Annotated in this window: 15 protein-coding genes; 12 read left to right on the forward strand and 3 right to left on the reverse strand. The window is 66.3% G+C overall.

Annotated elements, in window-relative coordinates:
• Positions 1-5: 5 nt before the first annotated feature.
• The 7 genes from ACEN9P_RS22155 (at position 6) to ACEN9P_RS22185 (ending at position 9,077) form a co-directional block, all read left to right on the forward strand.
• Positions 6-1,184 (forward strand): cytochrome P450, encoded by a 1,179-nt coding sequence (locus ACEN9P_RS22155; RefSeq protein ID WP_495620477.1) that lies wholly within the window; start codon positions 6-8, stop codon positions 1,182-1,184.
• A 42-nt stretch (positions 1,185-1,226) separates the two neighbouring features.
• Positions 1,227-1,571 carry an antibiotic biosynthesis monooxygenase family protein gene (locus tag ACEN9P_RS22160; protein ID WP_477661722.1) on the forward strand — a complete coding sequence of 115 codons (345 nt, stop codon included), beginning with the start codon at positions 1,227-1,229 and terminating at the stop codon, positions 1,569-1,571.
• A gap of 159 nt (positions 1,572-1,730) precedes the next feature.
• Positions 1,731-4,112, forward strand: coding sequence for a YgiQ family radical SAM protein (locus tag ACEN9P_RS22165; RefSeq protein WP_495620478.1), 2,382 nt, complete (start codon positions 1,731-1,733; stop codon positions 4,110-4,112).
• Between the two features lie 72 nt (positions 4,113-4,184).
• Positions 4,185-5,798: a tetratricopeptide repeat protein gene (locus tag ACEN9P_RS22170; RefSeq protein ID WP_495620479.1), complete on the forward strand. Its 1,614-nt coding sequence runs from the start codon at positions 4,185-4,187 to the stop codon at positions 5,796-5,798.
• 94 nt (positions 5,799-5,892) lie between these two features.
• Positions 5,893-6,981: a rhomboid family intramembrane serine protease gene (locus ACEN9P_RS22175; protein ID WP_477714612.1), complete on the forward strand. Its 1,089-nt coding sequence runs from the start codon at positions 5,893-5,895 to the stop codon at positions 6,979-6,981.
• 148 nt (positions 6,982-7,129) lie between these two features.
• Positions 7,130-7,981, forward strand: a complete 852-nt coding sequence (locus ACEN9P_RS22180) for a hypothetical protein (RefSeq protein ID WP_495620480.1) — start codon at positions 7,130-7,132, stop codon at positions 7,979-7,981.
• Positions 7,982-8,171: 190 nt separating this feature from the next.
• Entirely contained in the window at positions 8,172-9,077 is a 906-nt protein-coding gene (locus ACEN9P_RS22185; protein WP_495620481.1) for a DMT family transporter, read from the forward strand.
• Here ACEN9P_RS22185 and ACEN9P_RS22190 read toward each other — a convergent pair.
• Positions 9,074-9,943 carry a CoA transferase gene (locus ACEN9P_RS22190; RefSeq protein ID WP_495622217.1) on the reverse strand — a complete coding sequence of 290 codons (870 nt, stop codon included), beginning with the start codon at positions 9,941-9,943 and terminating at the stop codon, positions 9,074-9,076. The genes ACEN9P_RS22185 and ACEN9P_RS22190 overlap by 4 nt on opposite strands.
• Before the next feature lie 241 nt (positions 9,944-10,184).
• Between ACEN9P_RS22190 and ACEN9P_RS22195 the strand changes: the two genes are divergently transcribed.
• The 4 genes from ACEN9P_RS22195 to ACEN9P_RS22210 are packed head-to-tail and all read left to right on the forward strand — an operon-like array spanning position 10,185 to position 11,583.
• A complete protein-coding gene (locus tag ACEN9P_RS22195; protein WP_477661731.1) occupies positions 10,185-10,733 on the forward strand; it encodes a hypothetical protein in 549 nt (182 codons plus the stop codon).
• Between the two features lie 27 nt (positions 10,734-10,760).
• Positions 10,761-10,976 carry a helix-turn-helix domain-containing protein gene (locus ACEN9P_RS22200; RefSeq protein WP_007865201.1) on the forward strand — a complete coding sequence of 72 codons (216 nt, stop codon included), beginning with the start codon at positions 10,761-10,763 and terminating at the stop codon, positions 10,974-10,976.
• A 21-nt stretch (positions 10,977-10,997) separates the two neighbouring features.
• The gene (locus ACEN9P_RS22205; RefSeq protein ID WP_074574140.1) at positions 10,998-11,198 is read left to right on the forward strand and encodes a hypothetical protein; all 201 of its coding nucleotides are present in this window, start codon (positions 10,998-11,000) and stop codon (positions 11,196-11,198) included.
• Between the two features lie 55 nt (positions 11,199-11,253).
• Positions 11,254-11,583 (forward strand): TfoX/Sxy family protein, encoded by a 330-nt coding sequence (locus ACEN9P_RS22210; RefSeq protein ID WP_477661732.1) that lies wholly within the window; start codon positions 11,254-11,256, stop codon positions 11,581-11,583.
• Positions 11,584-11,606: 23 nt separating this feature from the next.
• Here ACEN9P_RS22210 and pobA read toward each other — a convergent pair whose 3' ends face one another.
• On the reverse strand, positions 11,607-12,776 hold the full coding sequence (pobA, locus tag ACEN9P_RS22215; RefSeq protein WP_495620482.1) for a 4-hydroxybenzoate 3-monooxygenase: 1,170 nt from the start codon (positions 12,774-12,776) through the stop codon (positions 11,607-11,609).
• Between the two features lie 113 nt (positions 12,777-12,889).
• On the opposite strand from pobA, the gene ACEN9P_RS22220 reads away from it, so the two are divergent.
• The gene (locus ACEN9P_RS22220; protein WP_477661734.1) at positions 12,890-13,732 is read left to right on the forward strand and encodes an IclR family transcriptional regulator domain-containing protein; all 843 of its coding nucleotides are present in this window, start codon (positions 12,890-12,892) and stop codon (positions 13,730-13,732) included.
• Between the two features lie 15 nt (positions 13,733-13,747).
• Here the strand turns inward: ACEN9P_RS22220 and ACEN9P_RS22225 are convergent, their stop codons facing one another.
• A complete protein-coding gene (locus tag ACEN9P_RS22225) occupies positions 13,748-14,596 on the reverse strand; it encodes a DMT family transporter (protein WP_495620483.1) in 849 nt (282 codons plus the stop codon).

Here is a 14,596-nt window from a genome sequence, read left to right on the forward strand (position 1 = left end):
CTGCCATGAACCCCGAACCGACTCCTGACAACATCCTCGCGGCGTCCGCCCACCGCAATCCCTATCCTTTTTACGCAGCGCTGGTTGCTGGTCCGGCACTGGTGTTTGATGCGCCACGCAAACTCTGGATAGCGAGCAGTGCGGCCGGTGTCAAGGCCGTCCTGGGCAATCCGGCCTGCCGCGTGCGTCCTGTTTCTGAGCCCGTACCAGCGGCCATCGTCGGTTCGGCGGCCGGTGAGGTCTTCGGCCACCTGGTGCGCATGAATGAGGGCTTGCGGCATGACGCGCCCAAGCTGGCGCTGCAGCGTTTCGTGGCCGCAGTGGACCTGGAGCGCGTGCAGGCCAGAACCCAGGTGCTGGCCTTGCAAGCTGCCGGGGAGGGCGTATTGCGTGGCGAGGCCCTGTCGCGCTGGGCTTTTGAAGTCCCCGTGATGGCGGTGGCAGACCTGCTGGGCTTTGGCGAGGTCGAGCTGCCGCAGGTGGCGCGCTGGATGGCCGATTTTGTCGCCTGCCTGTCGCCGCTCAGCACGCCGGCCCAGCTCGCGGTGGCCGGCGAGGCCGCCTCGGCCTTGCTGTCGCGTTTTGCGGAAGGGGTGCAGGCCGCCAGCGCCCAGCCCGGCAGTGCCTTGGCGCGCCTGCAACAGGAGGCGGCGCAGGCCGGTTGGCATGACGCGCGGGCGCTGCTGTGCAATGCGGTGGGCCTGCTGTCGCAAACCTATGAGGCCACGGCCGGCCTGATCGGCAACAGCATCACGGCCCTGGCCACGCATCCCGGCCTGCTGGACGCCATGACCCGCGGACCCGCAAAGCTGCTGCAGATGGTCCAGGAAGTCAGCCGCTATGACCCGTCCATCCACAACACGCGCCGCTTTGTGGACCAGGCCACGGAAGTCTCGGGCGTTTCGCTGCAGGCCGGCGATGTGGTGCTGGTGCTGCTGGCCGCCGCGGGCCGCGACCCCGCATGCAACGCCAGGCCCGACGAATTTTTGTTGGAGCGCCCGGATCGCCAGGTGCCTGGCTTTGGCCATGGTGCCCACCAGTGTCCAGGCCAGGCGCTGGCCTGCGTAGTCGCGGCGGCTGCCATCAAGGCCTTGCTGGTCTCGGGGCGGCTCAAGGATGCCGCATCATTTCGCTGGGACTACCGTCCCTCCATGAATGCCCGGATTCCGGTTTTCACCGCTTGATGCGAGCATCACAGCAAGCCCTACAGCAACAAGAAAGCCCCCATGATCGCGATTATTTTTGAAGTCCAGCCCGCCCAGGGCCAGAAGCAGACCTACCTCGACATCGCCGCGGCGCTTAAGCCCCAACTCGAAAAAATCGACGGCTTTATCTCGATTGAACGCTTTGAAAGCCTGAGCACGCCAGGCAAGCTGCTGTCGCTGTCCTTCTTTCGCGACGAGGCGGCCGTGCTGGAATGGCGCAAGCTGGAAAGCCACAGGCAGGCGCAAAGCCGCGGGCGCGGCGGCGTGTTTGAGAACTACCGGCTACGCGTGGCCCATGTGCTGCGCGATTACGGCCTGAATGAGCGCGACGAGGCGCCGGCCGACAGCCGGCAGGTACACGGCTGATTTGGGCTGATTCAGGGCCGTAGAGGGGCCAATCGCCCCGATAAACCACACCGGGCCGCCGCGCCAAGGCCTTTGTAGGGCTTAAATGCTGATTTAAGGGGCAAAACTCAGGGTAAACCTTAGAATAGAGGGTTACCCAAAGGGTTAACCACAGCCCCCATGAACGCCCCCGTCGACGTCTCCTTCTTCACGCGCGCCGCCAAGCCGCTGACCAGCTACCGCAAGTACTGGGCGGCCCGCTTCGGCACGGCCAAGTTTCTGCCCACCAGCCGGGCCGAGATGGACGCGCTCGGCTGGGACAGCTGCGACATCATCATCGTCACGGGCGATGCCTATGTGGACCACCCGAGTTTCGGCATGGCCGTCATAGGCCGCATGCTCGAAGCGCAGGGCTTTCGCGTGGGCATCATCGCTCAGCCCGAGTGGCACAGCGCCGATCCTTTCCGCGCGCTGGGCAAGCCCAATTTGTTCTTCGGCGTGACCGCCGGCAACATGGATTCGATGATCAACCGCTACACGGCGGACCACAAGATACGCAGCGACGACGCCTACACCCCCGGCGACGTGGGCGGCAAGCGCCCCGACCGCGCGGCCCTGGTGTATTCGCAGCGCTGCCGCGAGGCCTACAAGGACGTGCCCATCATCCTGGGCGGCATAGAAGGCTCGCTGCGCCGCATCGCGCATTACGACTACTGGTCCGACAAGGTGCGCCGCAGCGTGGTGGTCGACGCCAAATGCGACTTGCTGCTTTACGGCAATGCCGAGCGCGCCATCGTCGAAATCGCCCACCGCCTGGCCGCCCGCGAGTCGGTCGCCAGCATCACCGACGTGCGCGGCACGGCCTTCATACGCCGCAGCGGCGACGAAAGCGCCCAGGGCTGGTTTGAGATCGACTCCACCAGCGTGGACACGCCGGGCCGGGTCGAGGCCCACGTCAACCCCTATTTGATGATTTCCGACCAGGCGCGCGAGCAGGGCGCCAGCTGCGCGCGCGAAGACGAAGCGGCCGAGGTGGCGGCCAAGGCCGAAACAGCCAGCTCCGCGGCCAACCCGGCCATCAAGCCGCTGACCTTTGTGGCCAACCCCAATCTCCCGTCCACCGTGCACACCGCGCAGGGCAAGATCAAGGTCCCGCCGCGCGACCGCTCGGTGATACGCCTGCCGTCCTACGAACAGGTCAAGAGCGACCCGGTGCTGTATGCCCACGCCAACCGTGTGCTGCACCTGGAAACCAACCCCGGCAACGCCCGCGCGCTGGTGCAGGCCCACGGCGAAGGCGCCACCGCGCGCGACGTCTGGATCACGCCGCCGCCCATCCCGCTGACCACGGCTGAGATGGACTATGTGTTCGACCTGCCTTACGCCCGCTCGCCGCACCCGCGCTACGCCGACGAGAGCGGCGGCCACGACGGCGCGACCAAGATCCCCGCGTGGGAGATGATCCGCTTTTCAGTCAACATCATGCGCGGCTGCTTCGGCGGCTGTACCTTCTGCTCGATCACCGAGCACGAAGGCCGCATCATCCAGAGCCGCTCCGAGGACTCGGTGATCCGCGAGATCGAGGCGATACGCGACACCGTCAAGGGTTTTACCGGCGCGATCTCCGATCTGGGCGGGCCCACCGCCAATATGTACCGCATAGGCTGCAAGTCGCCCGAGATCGAGGCCGCCTGCCGCAAGCCGTCCTGCGTGTACCCGGGCATCTGCCCCAACCTCAACACCAACCACAACCCGCTGATCAAGATGTACCGCCGCGCGCGGGCCTTGAAGGGCGTGAAAAAAATCCTCATCAGCTCCGGCCTGCGCTACGACCTGGCCGTGCAAAGCCCCGAGTACGTGAAGGAGCTGGTCACCCACCATGTGGGCGGCTACCTGAAAATCGCGCCCGAGCACACCGAGCAGGGGCCGCTGACCAAGATGATGAAACCCGGCATCGGCAGCTATGACAAGTTCAAGCAGATGTTCGAGAAGTACAGCCTCGAAGCCGGCAAGAAGCAGTTCCTGATCCCGTACTTCATCGCGGCCCACCCGGGCACCAGCGACGAGGACATGATGAACCTGGCGATCTGGCTCAAGAAGAACGGCTTTCGGGCCGACCAGGTGCAGACCTTCTACCCCAGCCCCATGGCCACGGCCACGGCCATGTACCACACCAACAAAAACCCGCTGCGCAAGATCACGCGCGACAGCGAGACGGTGGACATCGTACGCGGCGAACGCCGCCGCCGGCTGCACAAGGCCTTTTTGCGCTACCACGATCCCAACAACTGGCCGGTGCTGCGCGAGGCGCTCAAGGCCATGGGCCGGGCCGACCTGATCGGCAACGGCAAGCACCACCTGATCCCGACCTTCCAGCCGCTGACCGACGGCAGCTATACCAGCGCGCGGCGCAAGAATTCGACGCCGCTGGCGGGCAAGAGCGCCGGCCCCGGGGTAGCCTTGAAGAGCACCACCCCGGTCAAGGGCCGCATGCTGACCCAGCACACCGGGCTTCCGCCCCGGGTGACCGGTTCAGCCAAACCCCGCAAGACCGGGCGTTAGAAAGCAAGCGCGGCACGTCCCATCCTCCTAGAATGCCTGATGAGAATAAAAGGGCTATCCGGGAGGGGATCCATGCAGGCAGGCTCCAGAAAGCGGTTCATCGCGGCAGGATTGCTGTGCGTGGCCGGCATGGGCGTGCTCGCCCAGACCCAGCAAACATACCAGGCGCAGGTGCAGGCGGGGCGCGTGCTGTCCGCTGATGAGCAGCAGGTTCTGCTGCTGGTCAATGAGTCCGCTGCCTTGCTCGACCAGGGCCGCACCGAACCCGCGGCCGCCACCGCCCGGCGGGCGCTGGAACTGGCCAAAACAACCCGCATGCGCGACGTCGAGGCGCTGGCCTTGCACAACCTCGCGCGGCTGGAGTTCAAGGGTGGCCAGCACGAACTCGGCCTGCGCCTTTTGCGCCGTACGCTGCTGCTGTATGAGATTGAAGGCAATCTGGGCGGGCAGGGAACAATTCGCCTGGAGATGGCCGAGATGCTCAACCAGTCGGGCCAGGTCGAGGCTTCAAGGGCGCAGGCCGATATTGCCGGCAAATTGTCGGCCGCCGCCGGCGACCGCCTGGGTGTGCTCAACGCCACCAGCTTTGCCGTGCGGACCCATGGCGGCGACTCCGCGACCAAGGAGGCCCAGGTCGAAAGCCTGCTGTCGCAATCGCAGGCCCAGGGGGCGCCTCTGGCCGAGGCCACCGCATTGCGCCAGCAGGGCCGCCGGGCGATGGAGGAGGGCCGGCTGCAGGAGGCGCGGCAGATTTTCGATCGAGCCCTTGCCCGCTCCCTGACCGCCTTGAATCCGGAAGCGGAATCCTATTCGTTGCTGGCGCTCGGTGAAATTTCCGCCGCGCAGTACAAGCTGCCTGAAGCACAGGCCTTTTACCAGCGTGCCCTGGCCGCGGCGCGTAAAAGCAAGGACGCCGGCGCCGTGGGCAATGCCTTGCTCAAATCCGCGCTGCTGCAGGGGCTGATGGACAACGCGGCGCTCATGCGCGAGCAGGCGACGCAGGCGCAGGCCGCTTTCAAGGCCGATGGGCAGCTCGTGGGCCAGGGCCTGGCCAGCGAAGCGCTGGGCGATGCCGAGTGGATGGATGGCCGCAGGCCGCAGGCCGAGGTCTTCTACCGCGAAGCCATCAGGGCCGGCGAAACGACCAAACAGCCGGTGAACGAGGCCAGCGCGCGCCTGCGCCTGGCTTCGCTGCTGCGTCCCAATGCTTTCCAGGCGGCAAAGACCGAGGCCGAGCGTGCCATCGAACTCTACCGGGCGGCCGGCACGAAATCGGGCATCGCCCAGGGCGTGTTCGAGCTGGGGCGCATTTACGGCGCGGCCAACGATGTCGGTAAAGGCCTGGAGATGGTCCAGCACAGCCGTGATTTGTTTGCGCAGATCAATCGCCAGGACAAGACGGCCATGGCCGACCTGATGATTGCGGGCGGCCAGCGTTACGCCGGCAAGCTGCCCGAAGCGCTGGCCGCCGTGCGGCGCGCCATTGACGGTTTCGGCAAGGCCGGCATGCTCGCGGACCAGGCCAAGGCCGAGCAGGAGCACGCGGACATACTGGCAAGAATGGGCGATGCGCAAGGCGCGGAAGCGGCATTGCAGCGCGCGTTGCTGCTGGCCCGGCAGGGCGACAGGCCCAAGCTTGCCGAGGCCGTCCAGCGGGCACTGGACACGATGAAGAAAGGGGGCTGACGTGGCGATACCCTTTGACGACACCCGGCCGGATACGCGGCCCGCAGCCCTCGATGCGGCGGCCTCCCCCAGGCATGCGTGGGCCTGGGCCACCTTGCTGGTTCTGCTGGCGATGCTGGGCCTGACCGCCACGGCGCTCTACAGCTCCGGCACCTGGTTTGCTCTTGGCAATGACGCCCTGCTGAAATGGGGCGGCAATTCCGCCACGACCACCCTGGACAGCGGTAACGCATGGCGGCTCGTCGCGTCCAAACTGCAACTGGGGTCCATGATCGGCGTCGCTGCCTTTATTCCCTTTTTCTGGGTGGTCTCGAGGGCCTTCGAGCGCACCTATGGCGCCCTGAGCCTGTTGCTGTCGTTCGTGCTGGTGTCGGCGCTGTGCAGCGTGGCGACGCTTTATGTCCGCGACTTCGCGACGGTGAGTGTGGGCGCCGGCGGGCCGGCCCTGGGCCTGGGCTTGTGCCTGCTTATTGCCATGGGGCGGGGCCTGGAGGGTGCGCCGCGCAGGCGCGACTTTTCCGTCTTCAAGGCCCTGGCTTTGTTACCGCTGCTGGGCCTCCTGGGCTTTGCCGTCGCCAAGGGCTCCGCGGATTTCGGTTCACTGCTGTGCGGGCTGTGCTGCGGCGCCGTCATGGGCGTGCTGCTCCGGCCGACGGCCGCCAAGGCGAGTGCGGGGCGCGGCAGCCGGCTTGCGGCTGTTGCGGCATCCGTGGTTGCGGCCGCCGCCATTGCCGCCGGGACGCTTTATGCGCCCAGGCCGCCGTACTACTGGTCGGAGATGGTGGCTTTGCAGCAGGCCGCGCGTGAATACGAGTCGCAGATCAACCCGCTCAACGCGCGCTTCGAAACATTCATGAACAAGGCCCTTGACGGGGATATCCCGCCCAAGGAGCTGGTGCCCGAGATGGCGGCGGAGCTGATTCCCGCCTGGCGGGCGATTGAGCAGCGCTGGAGCGCGTTCACGATCAACCCGGCGATGCCGGACGCCGCGATACTGGCCTCGATGAAGCAGTATCCGCAGAGTCGCCGCGCCTTCCTGGAGGCCACGTTCAGGGGCTGGACCACCGGCGATGAAACCGCTTTTATTGAAGCGGCAAAACACAAGGCGATGCTTGAGCAGGCCCGTTTGGCGCTGATAGGCGCGCCGGGCGCCAGGGCGGAGCCAAAGCCGGCAAAGCCTTGATAGCCGGCCTGCGCCGTGCCCCGGGACCGTCCCTGGTTGCGGCGGGAGAGGCCCTCAGCCCGGCGCGTTCCCGGGAAACAATTCTTCCGGCAGATCTTTCTGGCAAGATGGCCTGGCATTCCCTTCGATCCAGAACCCGGAGAGACCCATGCTCATCGCACGCAGAGCCCTCGTGGCTTTCACCATGGCTGCCGTCACGGCCTGCGCCTGGCTGGCGCCGCTGGACGCGCCGGCCATGCGGCAGGTTGATGCCGGCCTCAAGCGCGCGCTGGTCAGCTTTGCCACGGCGCGGTTGCTCAATGCGGTGATCTCGGTCGCGCAGGGCACCGAGGCCTCGGTGCAGCCCTTCGGCGTCGGTATCACCTTCACGCCCGGGCAGATCCTGGACCCGGTGAACGACCTGGTGGAGCAGTTCTCGCACCTGATGCTGGCGGCCAGCGTCGCCTTCGGCATCCAGAAGGCGCTGATCAGCATAGGCAGTTACTGGCCGGTGTCACTGGCCTTAAGCTCCGCGGCACTCGCCTGGTGGTGGCTGCATTTGCGCAGGGCGCGGGTGCCGCCCTGGCTGTCCAGGCTGCTGGTGATTTTGCTGATGCTGCGTTTTGCCGTGCCGGTGGTGACGCTGGGCAGCGACCTGCTGTGGCAAAAATTCCTGGCGGCCGATTACGCGGCCAGCCAGCAACTGATAGACAGCGCGACAGGGCAGGCCGGGCAGCTCAACCCCACTGTTGCCGCACCCGACAATCGCGGCCTGGTCGAGAGCATGAAAGACTGGCTGGCGAAAAACGGCGACGTGGGCAAACATGTCGAGAACCTCAAACGCGCGGCCGAGCAGGCCACCGAGCACATCATCAAGCTCATCGTGATCTTTGTGCTGCAGACGCTGGTGATTCCCTTGCTGCTGCTTTGGGCCTTGTATGCCTTCGTGCGGCAGGTGTTTGAGCGGCCTGCGCGGGCCGGCCTGGTTTACGGCGGCGCCTCCGCTTCGTCTTCGCTATGATGCAAGCCATGCATCTCCAGCTTTCTCCCCCCTCCGTCACTCTGTGATGCAGCCGGCTTGATGCCGGGCTGCGCCCTTGGGCCGTGCCTGTTCCGCCTGGAGCAGGCGCGCGGCTTTGAGTTGACGCGCCTGCCTGCTTTTTGTTGCGGCGATCCCGCTTGCAGCAGGCGCACGGACGGAGAAATTTTTCATGAAAACCCAAACATCGGCCGCCCTGGCCTGGGGCGGTGTCCTGCTTGCGGGCGTCTTGTGGGGCGTGGGCGCCCTGGTCGCCCAGTCTGTGATGGCCGGGGGCATGGCGCCCTATAGCCTGTCCCTGGCGCGATTCGCGCTGGGCTTGCCGCTCTTGTGGTGGTGGCACTGGCGGCAGCTGCCGGCCGCGCCGCGCACTGCGCAGTGGCGGCACCTTCCCCGGCGCGGCAAAGCCCTGGTCATGGGCACCGGCCTGGCCATGGCGCTCAACGTCACGAGCTGGTTTATCGCCATGGGCCACATAGGCGCGGCTCTGCCCACGGTGATCTCTATTTGTTGCGCACCCGTCATCGTCGCGCTGCTGTCGGTGCTGCGCGGTTATGAACGCGCGAGCGGCCGGTTGCTGCTGGCGCTGGGCCTGGCCTTGGCCGGCGTGGGCCTGATCGCCATGCCCGGCGAAGGCTTGAGCCTGCCGCAGCATTACATGGCCGGCCTGGCCTGGTCGCTGGCCTCGGCCGGGCTGTATTCGCTGGTGGTGCTGGGCAATGCGCGCATGCCCGCGCAGTTGCCGGCCGTCACCGCCTCGGCCTGGAGCATGAGCGCGGCGGCGCTATTGATGCTGGGCCTGGCGCTTTCGCAAGGTATTACCTGGCCGCAACACACGACCGCCTGGCTGCAGGTGGGCTACACCGGCATCTTCACCACCTCGATCGCCTACCTGGCTTTTGCCTGGGGCGCGCGGCGCCTGTCGCCGACCGCGACGGTCATCGGCACCCTGGTCGAGCCGCTGGTGGCCGCCGTCGCGGCGGCCTGGCTGTTTGCCGAGCCGCTGAGCGCGCAGCAGGGTGTGGGCGCCTTGCTGCTGGGGGCGGCGATGGTGGTGCTGGCGCGCCGCGGTGCTTAAGCTGTCAGCGTGTGCAGCGGAATGTCTTTCTCCACCGCCAGCGCGTCCAGCTCTTTGCGTGTCCTGCCTTTGAGCCAGGCTTCAATCGCCGCATGCGTGGCCGGCGCGAACATGGCCTTCATGCCGGAGGCCTGCACGCCCGCGGCGGCGCACAGGCTGGCCGCGAAATGCGGCTCCAGCGCCGCGAGCGCCACGCGGCCGTCCTTGCAGGCGTAGAGGCGGTAGCCCGCATGGCCGCCACCCACGGCCGCGCCGGGCTGCGTGAGGCCCCAGCTGCGCGGCAGGGCCAGGTAGCCGGCGGCGGCAGAGAGGGCGACCTCGAGGTAAGCGCCCTTGCCCTTGGCGCGCTGGTGCAGCACGGCTTGCAGCACGGCTTCGCTGGCCATCAGCGAGCCGCCCATGTCGGCGTACAGCGTGGCGGGCAGGTCCAGGCCAGTGAGCAAATTGTTTTCGGCCAGGTAGGTGAGGTCGTGGCCGGGCTCTTCGGCGCGCTCGCCCGGGCTGCCGACGATGGCGACCTGGCTCAGCTGCGGGTGCTGCTTGTGCAAGGCCTTCCAGCCCAGGCCCAGCTTGGCCAGCGCCGAGGGCCTGAAGGAGGTGAGCAGCACGTCGGTTTTTGCGAGCTCGCGGTGCAGCAAGGCCTGGCCGCGCTCGGTCTTGAGGTCGGCCGTGGCGGTGCGCACGCCGGCGTGCAACGCTGCGTAGGCGGCCGGGTTGTAGAGCTTCATCGGGTCGCCCGAGGGCGGGGGCGGCTCCAGCTTGGCGCAGCGCGCGCCCATCTGCCTGCAGCGCATCAGCGCCGCCGGGCCGGGCAGGTTGAGCGCCAGGCTCAGCACGCGCACGCCTTTGAGCGGCTGCAGGGGGATAGGCGAGGCGGGCGGGGAGGGGTTTTGCGGGCGGCGGGCGGTTTGGAGCTGGGCATGGTGTGGGGACAATTTACCCCAAAGCCCTGCGGCCGGTGTCCAGGGTTGTCGCCTAAGCGTTGAAATGAGTCTAAATTATTTCTGTTTTAAAGACATTAATTATTGTTTTACAGAAATTATTCTGCGACACTGAGGCCCTCTTCACAAGACAAGAGGTGCTCCCTTGAAACACACAGCAACTCCCTTGGCCCCCTCCGGGCCTGATGTGCAGGGCCTCAGCAGCGTGCTGGCCTGGGCTTGTGCCTTGCTTGCGGTGGCATTGCCGCTGGCGGTGGCCTACCACCTGCTCAGCGTGCCGGTGGAAAGCCTGCTGATGCGCGCGGGCGTGTCGTCGCAAGTCGCGCAGGCCGCGGCCATGGAGGTCACGCTGGGGCAAAAATGCCTGTCCGTGCTGTTGGGTGTGGTGCCGGTGTGCTGCGCGTCTTATGGGCTGATGTGCGCCATGCGCTGCTTCTCGGGTTTTTCGCAGGCGGAATATTTCAGCCTGCGCACCGTCAAATACCTGCGCGGTTTTGCCGCCGGCATTTTTGCGTCGGTGGTAACTGGTGTACTGTCGTCCACGCTTGTCACCCTGGTGCTGACCTCGGCGGTGCCGGCCGGCCCGCGTGCGCTGTCGCTGAGCCTGGGCAGCAACGAGTTGCTGACCCTGCTGTTCGCCGGCATGGTGTGGCAGATCGCCGCCGTGATGGCCAGGGCGGTGGCGTTGGCTGAAGAGAACGCGCAGTTCGTTTAACTCTTCTTCGTTTTTCTTCTTCCGCGCGTGCCCATCGTCGTCAAACTCGATGTGATGCTGTCCGAACGCAAAGCCAAGTCCAAGGACCTGGCCGCCTACGTCGGCATCACCGAAGCCAACCTGTCCCTGCTCAAACAGGGCAAGGTCAAGGGTGTGCGTTTTGACACGCTGATGCGCATTTGCGAGTTTCTCGATTGCCAGCCGGGGGACCTGCTGGTTTCCCGGCCGGACGATGCCGCTTGATTTGCTTGTTCAGGAACATCCATGAAACGCCTTGCCATCGCCGCGGCCCTGGCCGCTTTGCTCAGTGCCTGCGCTGATATCAATTGGGAGCAGACCGCGAAGGAGTCCCTCAAGTCCGCTTGCCGGGGCGCGAGCAACTGCAGCATTCCCTGCGACCGCAACAACCCAGCCACCTTCAACGACCCGCAGTGCATCGCGGGCGGCAGGCGTCCATCGCCATAATGGCCGTCATGAAACCTGCACAAAAACTCTCCGCAAGCGCGGCGGAGCTGACAGCATGAGCGCCAGCGCCGAATTTGTCAGCTATGTGCGAGAACTGCTGGCGCCGCTCGGAGATATCCGCGATGGAAAGTTTTTTGGCGGCCATGCGATGAAGCATGGTGGAAAGCAGTTCGCCATGGTCATGGGCAACACCCTGTACTTCCGCGTGGATGACGGTTCACGGCCGGCGTACGAGAAGAAGGGCTCCAAGCCTTTTAGCTACTCCACCAAAAACGGCGTGGTGCAGGTGCGCAAGTACTACGCCGCGCCCGCCGAGCTGCTCGATGACCCGGCGCAGTTGCTGGCATGGGCCCGGCAGGCGATCAGCGCGGCGCGCGCGGCCTGACAAGCACGCCGGACTGGCTGAACTTAAAGCGGTAAACCTACATAGTTTTCGGCCAGGGCCGTTGAAGCCGCCGGCGAATGGATCAGGTAATCCAGTTCCGCCTCCTGCAGCTTGTGGCCGAATTCGCCGCCATCGGGAAACTGGTGCATCAGCGAGGTGAACCACCAGGAAAAGCGCACGGCCTTCCAGACGCGGTGCAAACAAGTTTCTGAATAGTTGTTGATACCCGCTTCGTCGCCGGCATAAAAATCGGCGAATGCGCGGGCCAGGTAGCGTACGTCGCTGGCCGCCAGGTTCAGGCCCTTGGCGCCCGTGGGCGGCACGATGTGGGCCGCGTCACCGGCCAGGAAGAGCCGGCCGAAGCGCATGGGCTCGGCCACAAAGCTGCGCAGCGGCGCGATGCTTTTTTCAATCGAGGGGCCGGTCACCAGGCTTTCGGCGAGTTCGGGCGCCAGGCGGCGGCGCAGCTCGTCCCAGAAGGCGTCGTCGCTCCAGCGCTCGGCCTTGTCGTCCAGGGCGCACTGCACGTAGTAGCGGCTGCGCGTGTGGCTGCGCATGCTGCACAGCGCGAAGCCGCGCGCGTGGTTGCTGTAGACCAGTTCCTCGGCCACGGGCGGGGTCTCCGACAGCACGCCCAGCCAGCCGAAGGGGTAGACGCGTTCGAAGGTTTTGAGCGCACCGGCGGGCACGCTGGCCCGGCTCACGCCGTGAAAGCCGTCGCAGCCCGCGATGAAGTCGCATTCGACCTCGTGCGCCACACCGTGCTGCACATAACGCACCTTGGGCCGCGTCCCGTCGAAGTCATGCAGGCTGACGTTGTCGGCCTCGTAGGCGGTGGCCAGGCCGGCGGCGGCGCGCGCATTCATGAGGTCGCGCGTGACCTCGGTCTGGCCGTAGACCATGACGCTTTTGCCGCCCGTGAGCTTTTGCAGGTCTATGCGGTGGTGCGAGCCGCCAAAGCTCAGCGAGATGCCGCCGTGCACCAGGCCTTCGGCATGCATGCGGCTGCCCACGCCGGCTTCGTCCAGCAGGTCGGTCGTGCCTTGTTCGAGCACGCCCGCGCGTATGCGGCCCAGCACATAGTCCTGGCTGCGCTGCTCGATCACGATGGCGCTGATGCCGGCTTTATAAAGCAGTTGGCCGAGCAAATGCCCGGCGGGGCCACCGCCCACGATGGCTACCTGTACACGCATGTCTTGTCTCCGATGAATCCGTCAGCCTTGAGGGTAGGCCGGCGCGTGCGGAACCGCCAGCGGCACAAAACGCCTTTGCACGATGTGTGGCCTGTTTGTGCGATGATCGCGCAATGGTCACTTCCCGAAGCACTGCGAAACCCGGCGCTTTCCCGATCGCCAAGCCCGACCTGATCGAGGGCATGGCCAAAGGCATGGCCGTGCTCGAGAGCTTTGACACCCAGCGCCAGCGCCTCAATGCCACGCTGGCGGCCGAGCGCGCCGGCATCACGCGCGCCGCGGCGCGCCGCCACCTGCTCACGCTCACGCACCTGGGCTACCTGGAAACCGACGGAAGCTACTTCTGGCTGGCCCCCAAGGTGCTGCGCTTTTCGGGCAGCTACCTCGCGACGGCGCGCCTGCCGCGCGCCATCCAGCCCACGCTGAACCGGCTGGCCGCGCAGGCCCAGGAGTCGTTTTCGGTCGCGGTGCTGGACGGCGACGAGATCGTCATCATCGGGCGCAGCGGCTTTGAGTGGAAAGCCTCCGGTGACCCCAAGGCGGCGCCGGCCCGGGTGCTGGCCTACGGCCTGCACCTGGGCGCGCGCCTGCCCGCGCATGCCACGTCCACCGGCCGCGTCCTGCTGGCCGCCAAGTCCAAAAGCGAGTTCAGTGCCTGGCTCAAGGCAAAAACCGAGCACGGCAGCCTGGCGCGGCTGACCTTGCACACGACCACAGACCCGCGCAAGCTCAAGGCCCTGGTCGAGCAGGTGCGGCTGGACGACTACTGCCTGGCCAGCGAAGAGCATGAGCTGGGCGTGCACGCGCTGGCCGTGCCGCTGCGCGACATGCAGGGCCGCACGGTGGCGGCGCTCAATGTGGTGTCCTCGCCGCAACGGCTGCGGCCTGAGGTGATGCGGCGCGAACTGCTGCCCTTGCTGCTGGATGCGGCGAGGGAATTGCGCTTGCTGCTTTAGATCGTCAACAGGCTCTTAGCTTTTTGGCCGCGAAGGGCGTGCGGCCAACGCAACGCCGCCCAGAATGGCCGCGCAGCAGGCCGCGAGCGCCCAGCCCAGCGGCTCTCCAAGAAAGACGACGCCGCCCAGCGCGGTGATGGCCGGCACTGAAAGTTGTACCGAGGCCGCCGTAGTGGCAGGAAGCCGCTTCACCGCCGCGTACCAGATGATGTAGCCCATCCCGGAAGTGATCGCACCAGAGGTCACCGCATACGCCGCCCCGCGCATGTCCCAGATCAGTTGAGGGAACATCAACCCGGCTAACAACAGTGCCAGCGGTGTGGCGCGCAGGAAGTTTCCTGCGGTGGCCCGCGTCGCATCACCGGCGCGTTTTCCGCGCAGCGAATACACCGCCCATGCCATGCCGGCCAGCAGCATCAGCAAGGCCGATGGCAAGCTTGGTGCGGCGGCGCCGGGCAGCAACAGCGCGATAAGGCCCGCCACGGCAATTGCCAGGCCAACGCTTTGCCTGGCGTCCAGCCGTTCGCCGCGGGCCAGCCCGGTGCCCAGCATCGTGAGTTGCACCGAGCCGAACAGCAGCAGCGCGCCCGTGGCTGCCGGCAGGCTGACGTAGGCCAGAGAAAATGCGGCAGCGTACACGAACAGCGCACCGGCCGATGGCCAGTTGCCGGTCGCCGTAACGCCGCGCCACGAAATGAAAAGCCAGAGCACCAGCGCACCCGAGGCGATGCGAAGCGCCGTAAAGCTGGCCGCGTCGATCGGCGTGCTGCGCAGTGCGAGGCGGCACAGGAGTGAGTTGCCCGCAAAGGCGAGCATGGCCAGCACGGTGAGGCCCAGCGCTGAGGTGGTCGGTGATACCTTCAT

The sequence above is a fragment of the Polaromonas sp. Polasp52 genome (genome assembly GCF_059491565.1).

Bases quoted from the DNA above. Each gene is read 5' to 3' on its own strand.
- ACEN9P_RS22155 (WP_495620477.1), top strand. From the start codon at position 6: ATGAACCCCGAACCGACTCCTGACAACATCCTCGCGGCGTCCGCCCAC.
- ACEN9P_RS22160 (WP_477661722.1), top strand. From the start codon at position 1,227: ATGATCGCGATTATTTTTGAAGTCCAGCCCGCCCAGGGCCAGAAGCAG.
- ACEN9P_RS22165 (WP_495620478.1), top strand. From the start codon at position 1,731: ATGAACGCCCCCGTCGACGTCTCCTTCTTCACGCGCGCCGCCAAGCCG.
- ACEN9P_RS22170 (WP_495620479.1), top strand. From the start codon at position 4,185: ATGCAGGCAGGCTCCAGAAAGCGGTTCATCGCGGCAGGATTGCTGTGC.
- ACEN9P_RS22180 (WP_495620480.1), top strand. From the start codon at position 7,130: ATGCTCATCGCACGCAGAGCCCTCGTGGCTTTCACCATGGCTGCCGTC.
- ACEN9P_RS22185 (WP_495620481.1), top strand. From the start codon at position 8,172: ATGAAAACCCAAACATCGGCCGCCCTGGCCTGGGGCGGTGTCCTGCTT.
- ACEN9P_RS22205 (WP_074574140.1), top strand. From the start codon at position 10,998: ATGAAACGCCTTGCCATCGCCGCGGCCCTGGCCGCTTTGCTCAGTGCC.
- ACEN9P_RS22210 (WP_477661732.1), top strand. From the start codon at position 11,254: ATGAGCGCCAGCGCCGAATTTGTCAGCTATGTGCGAGAACTGCTGGCG.
- pobA (WP_495620482.1), bottom strand. From the start codon at position 12,776: ATGCGTGTACAGGTAGCCATCGTGGGCGGTGGCCCCGCCGGGCATTTG.
- ACEN9P_RS22220 (WP_477661734.1), top strand. From the start codon at position 12,890: ATGGTCACTTCCCGAAGCACTGCGAAACCCGGCGCTTTCCCGATCGCC.
- ACEN9P_RS22225 (WP_495620483.1), bottom strand. From the start codon at position 14,596: ATGAAGGTATCACCGACCACCTCAGCGCTGGGCCTCACCGTGCTGGCC.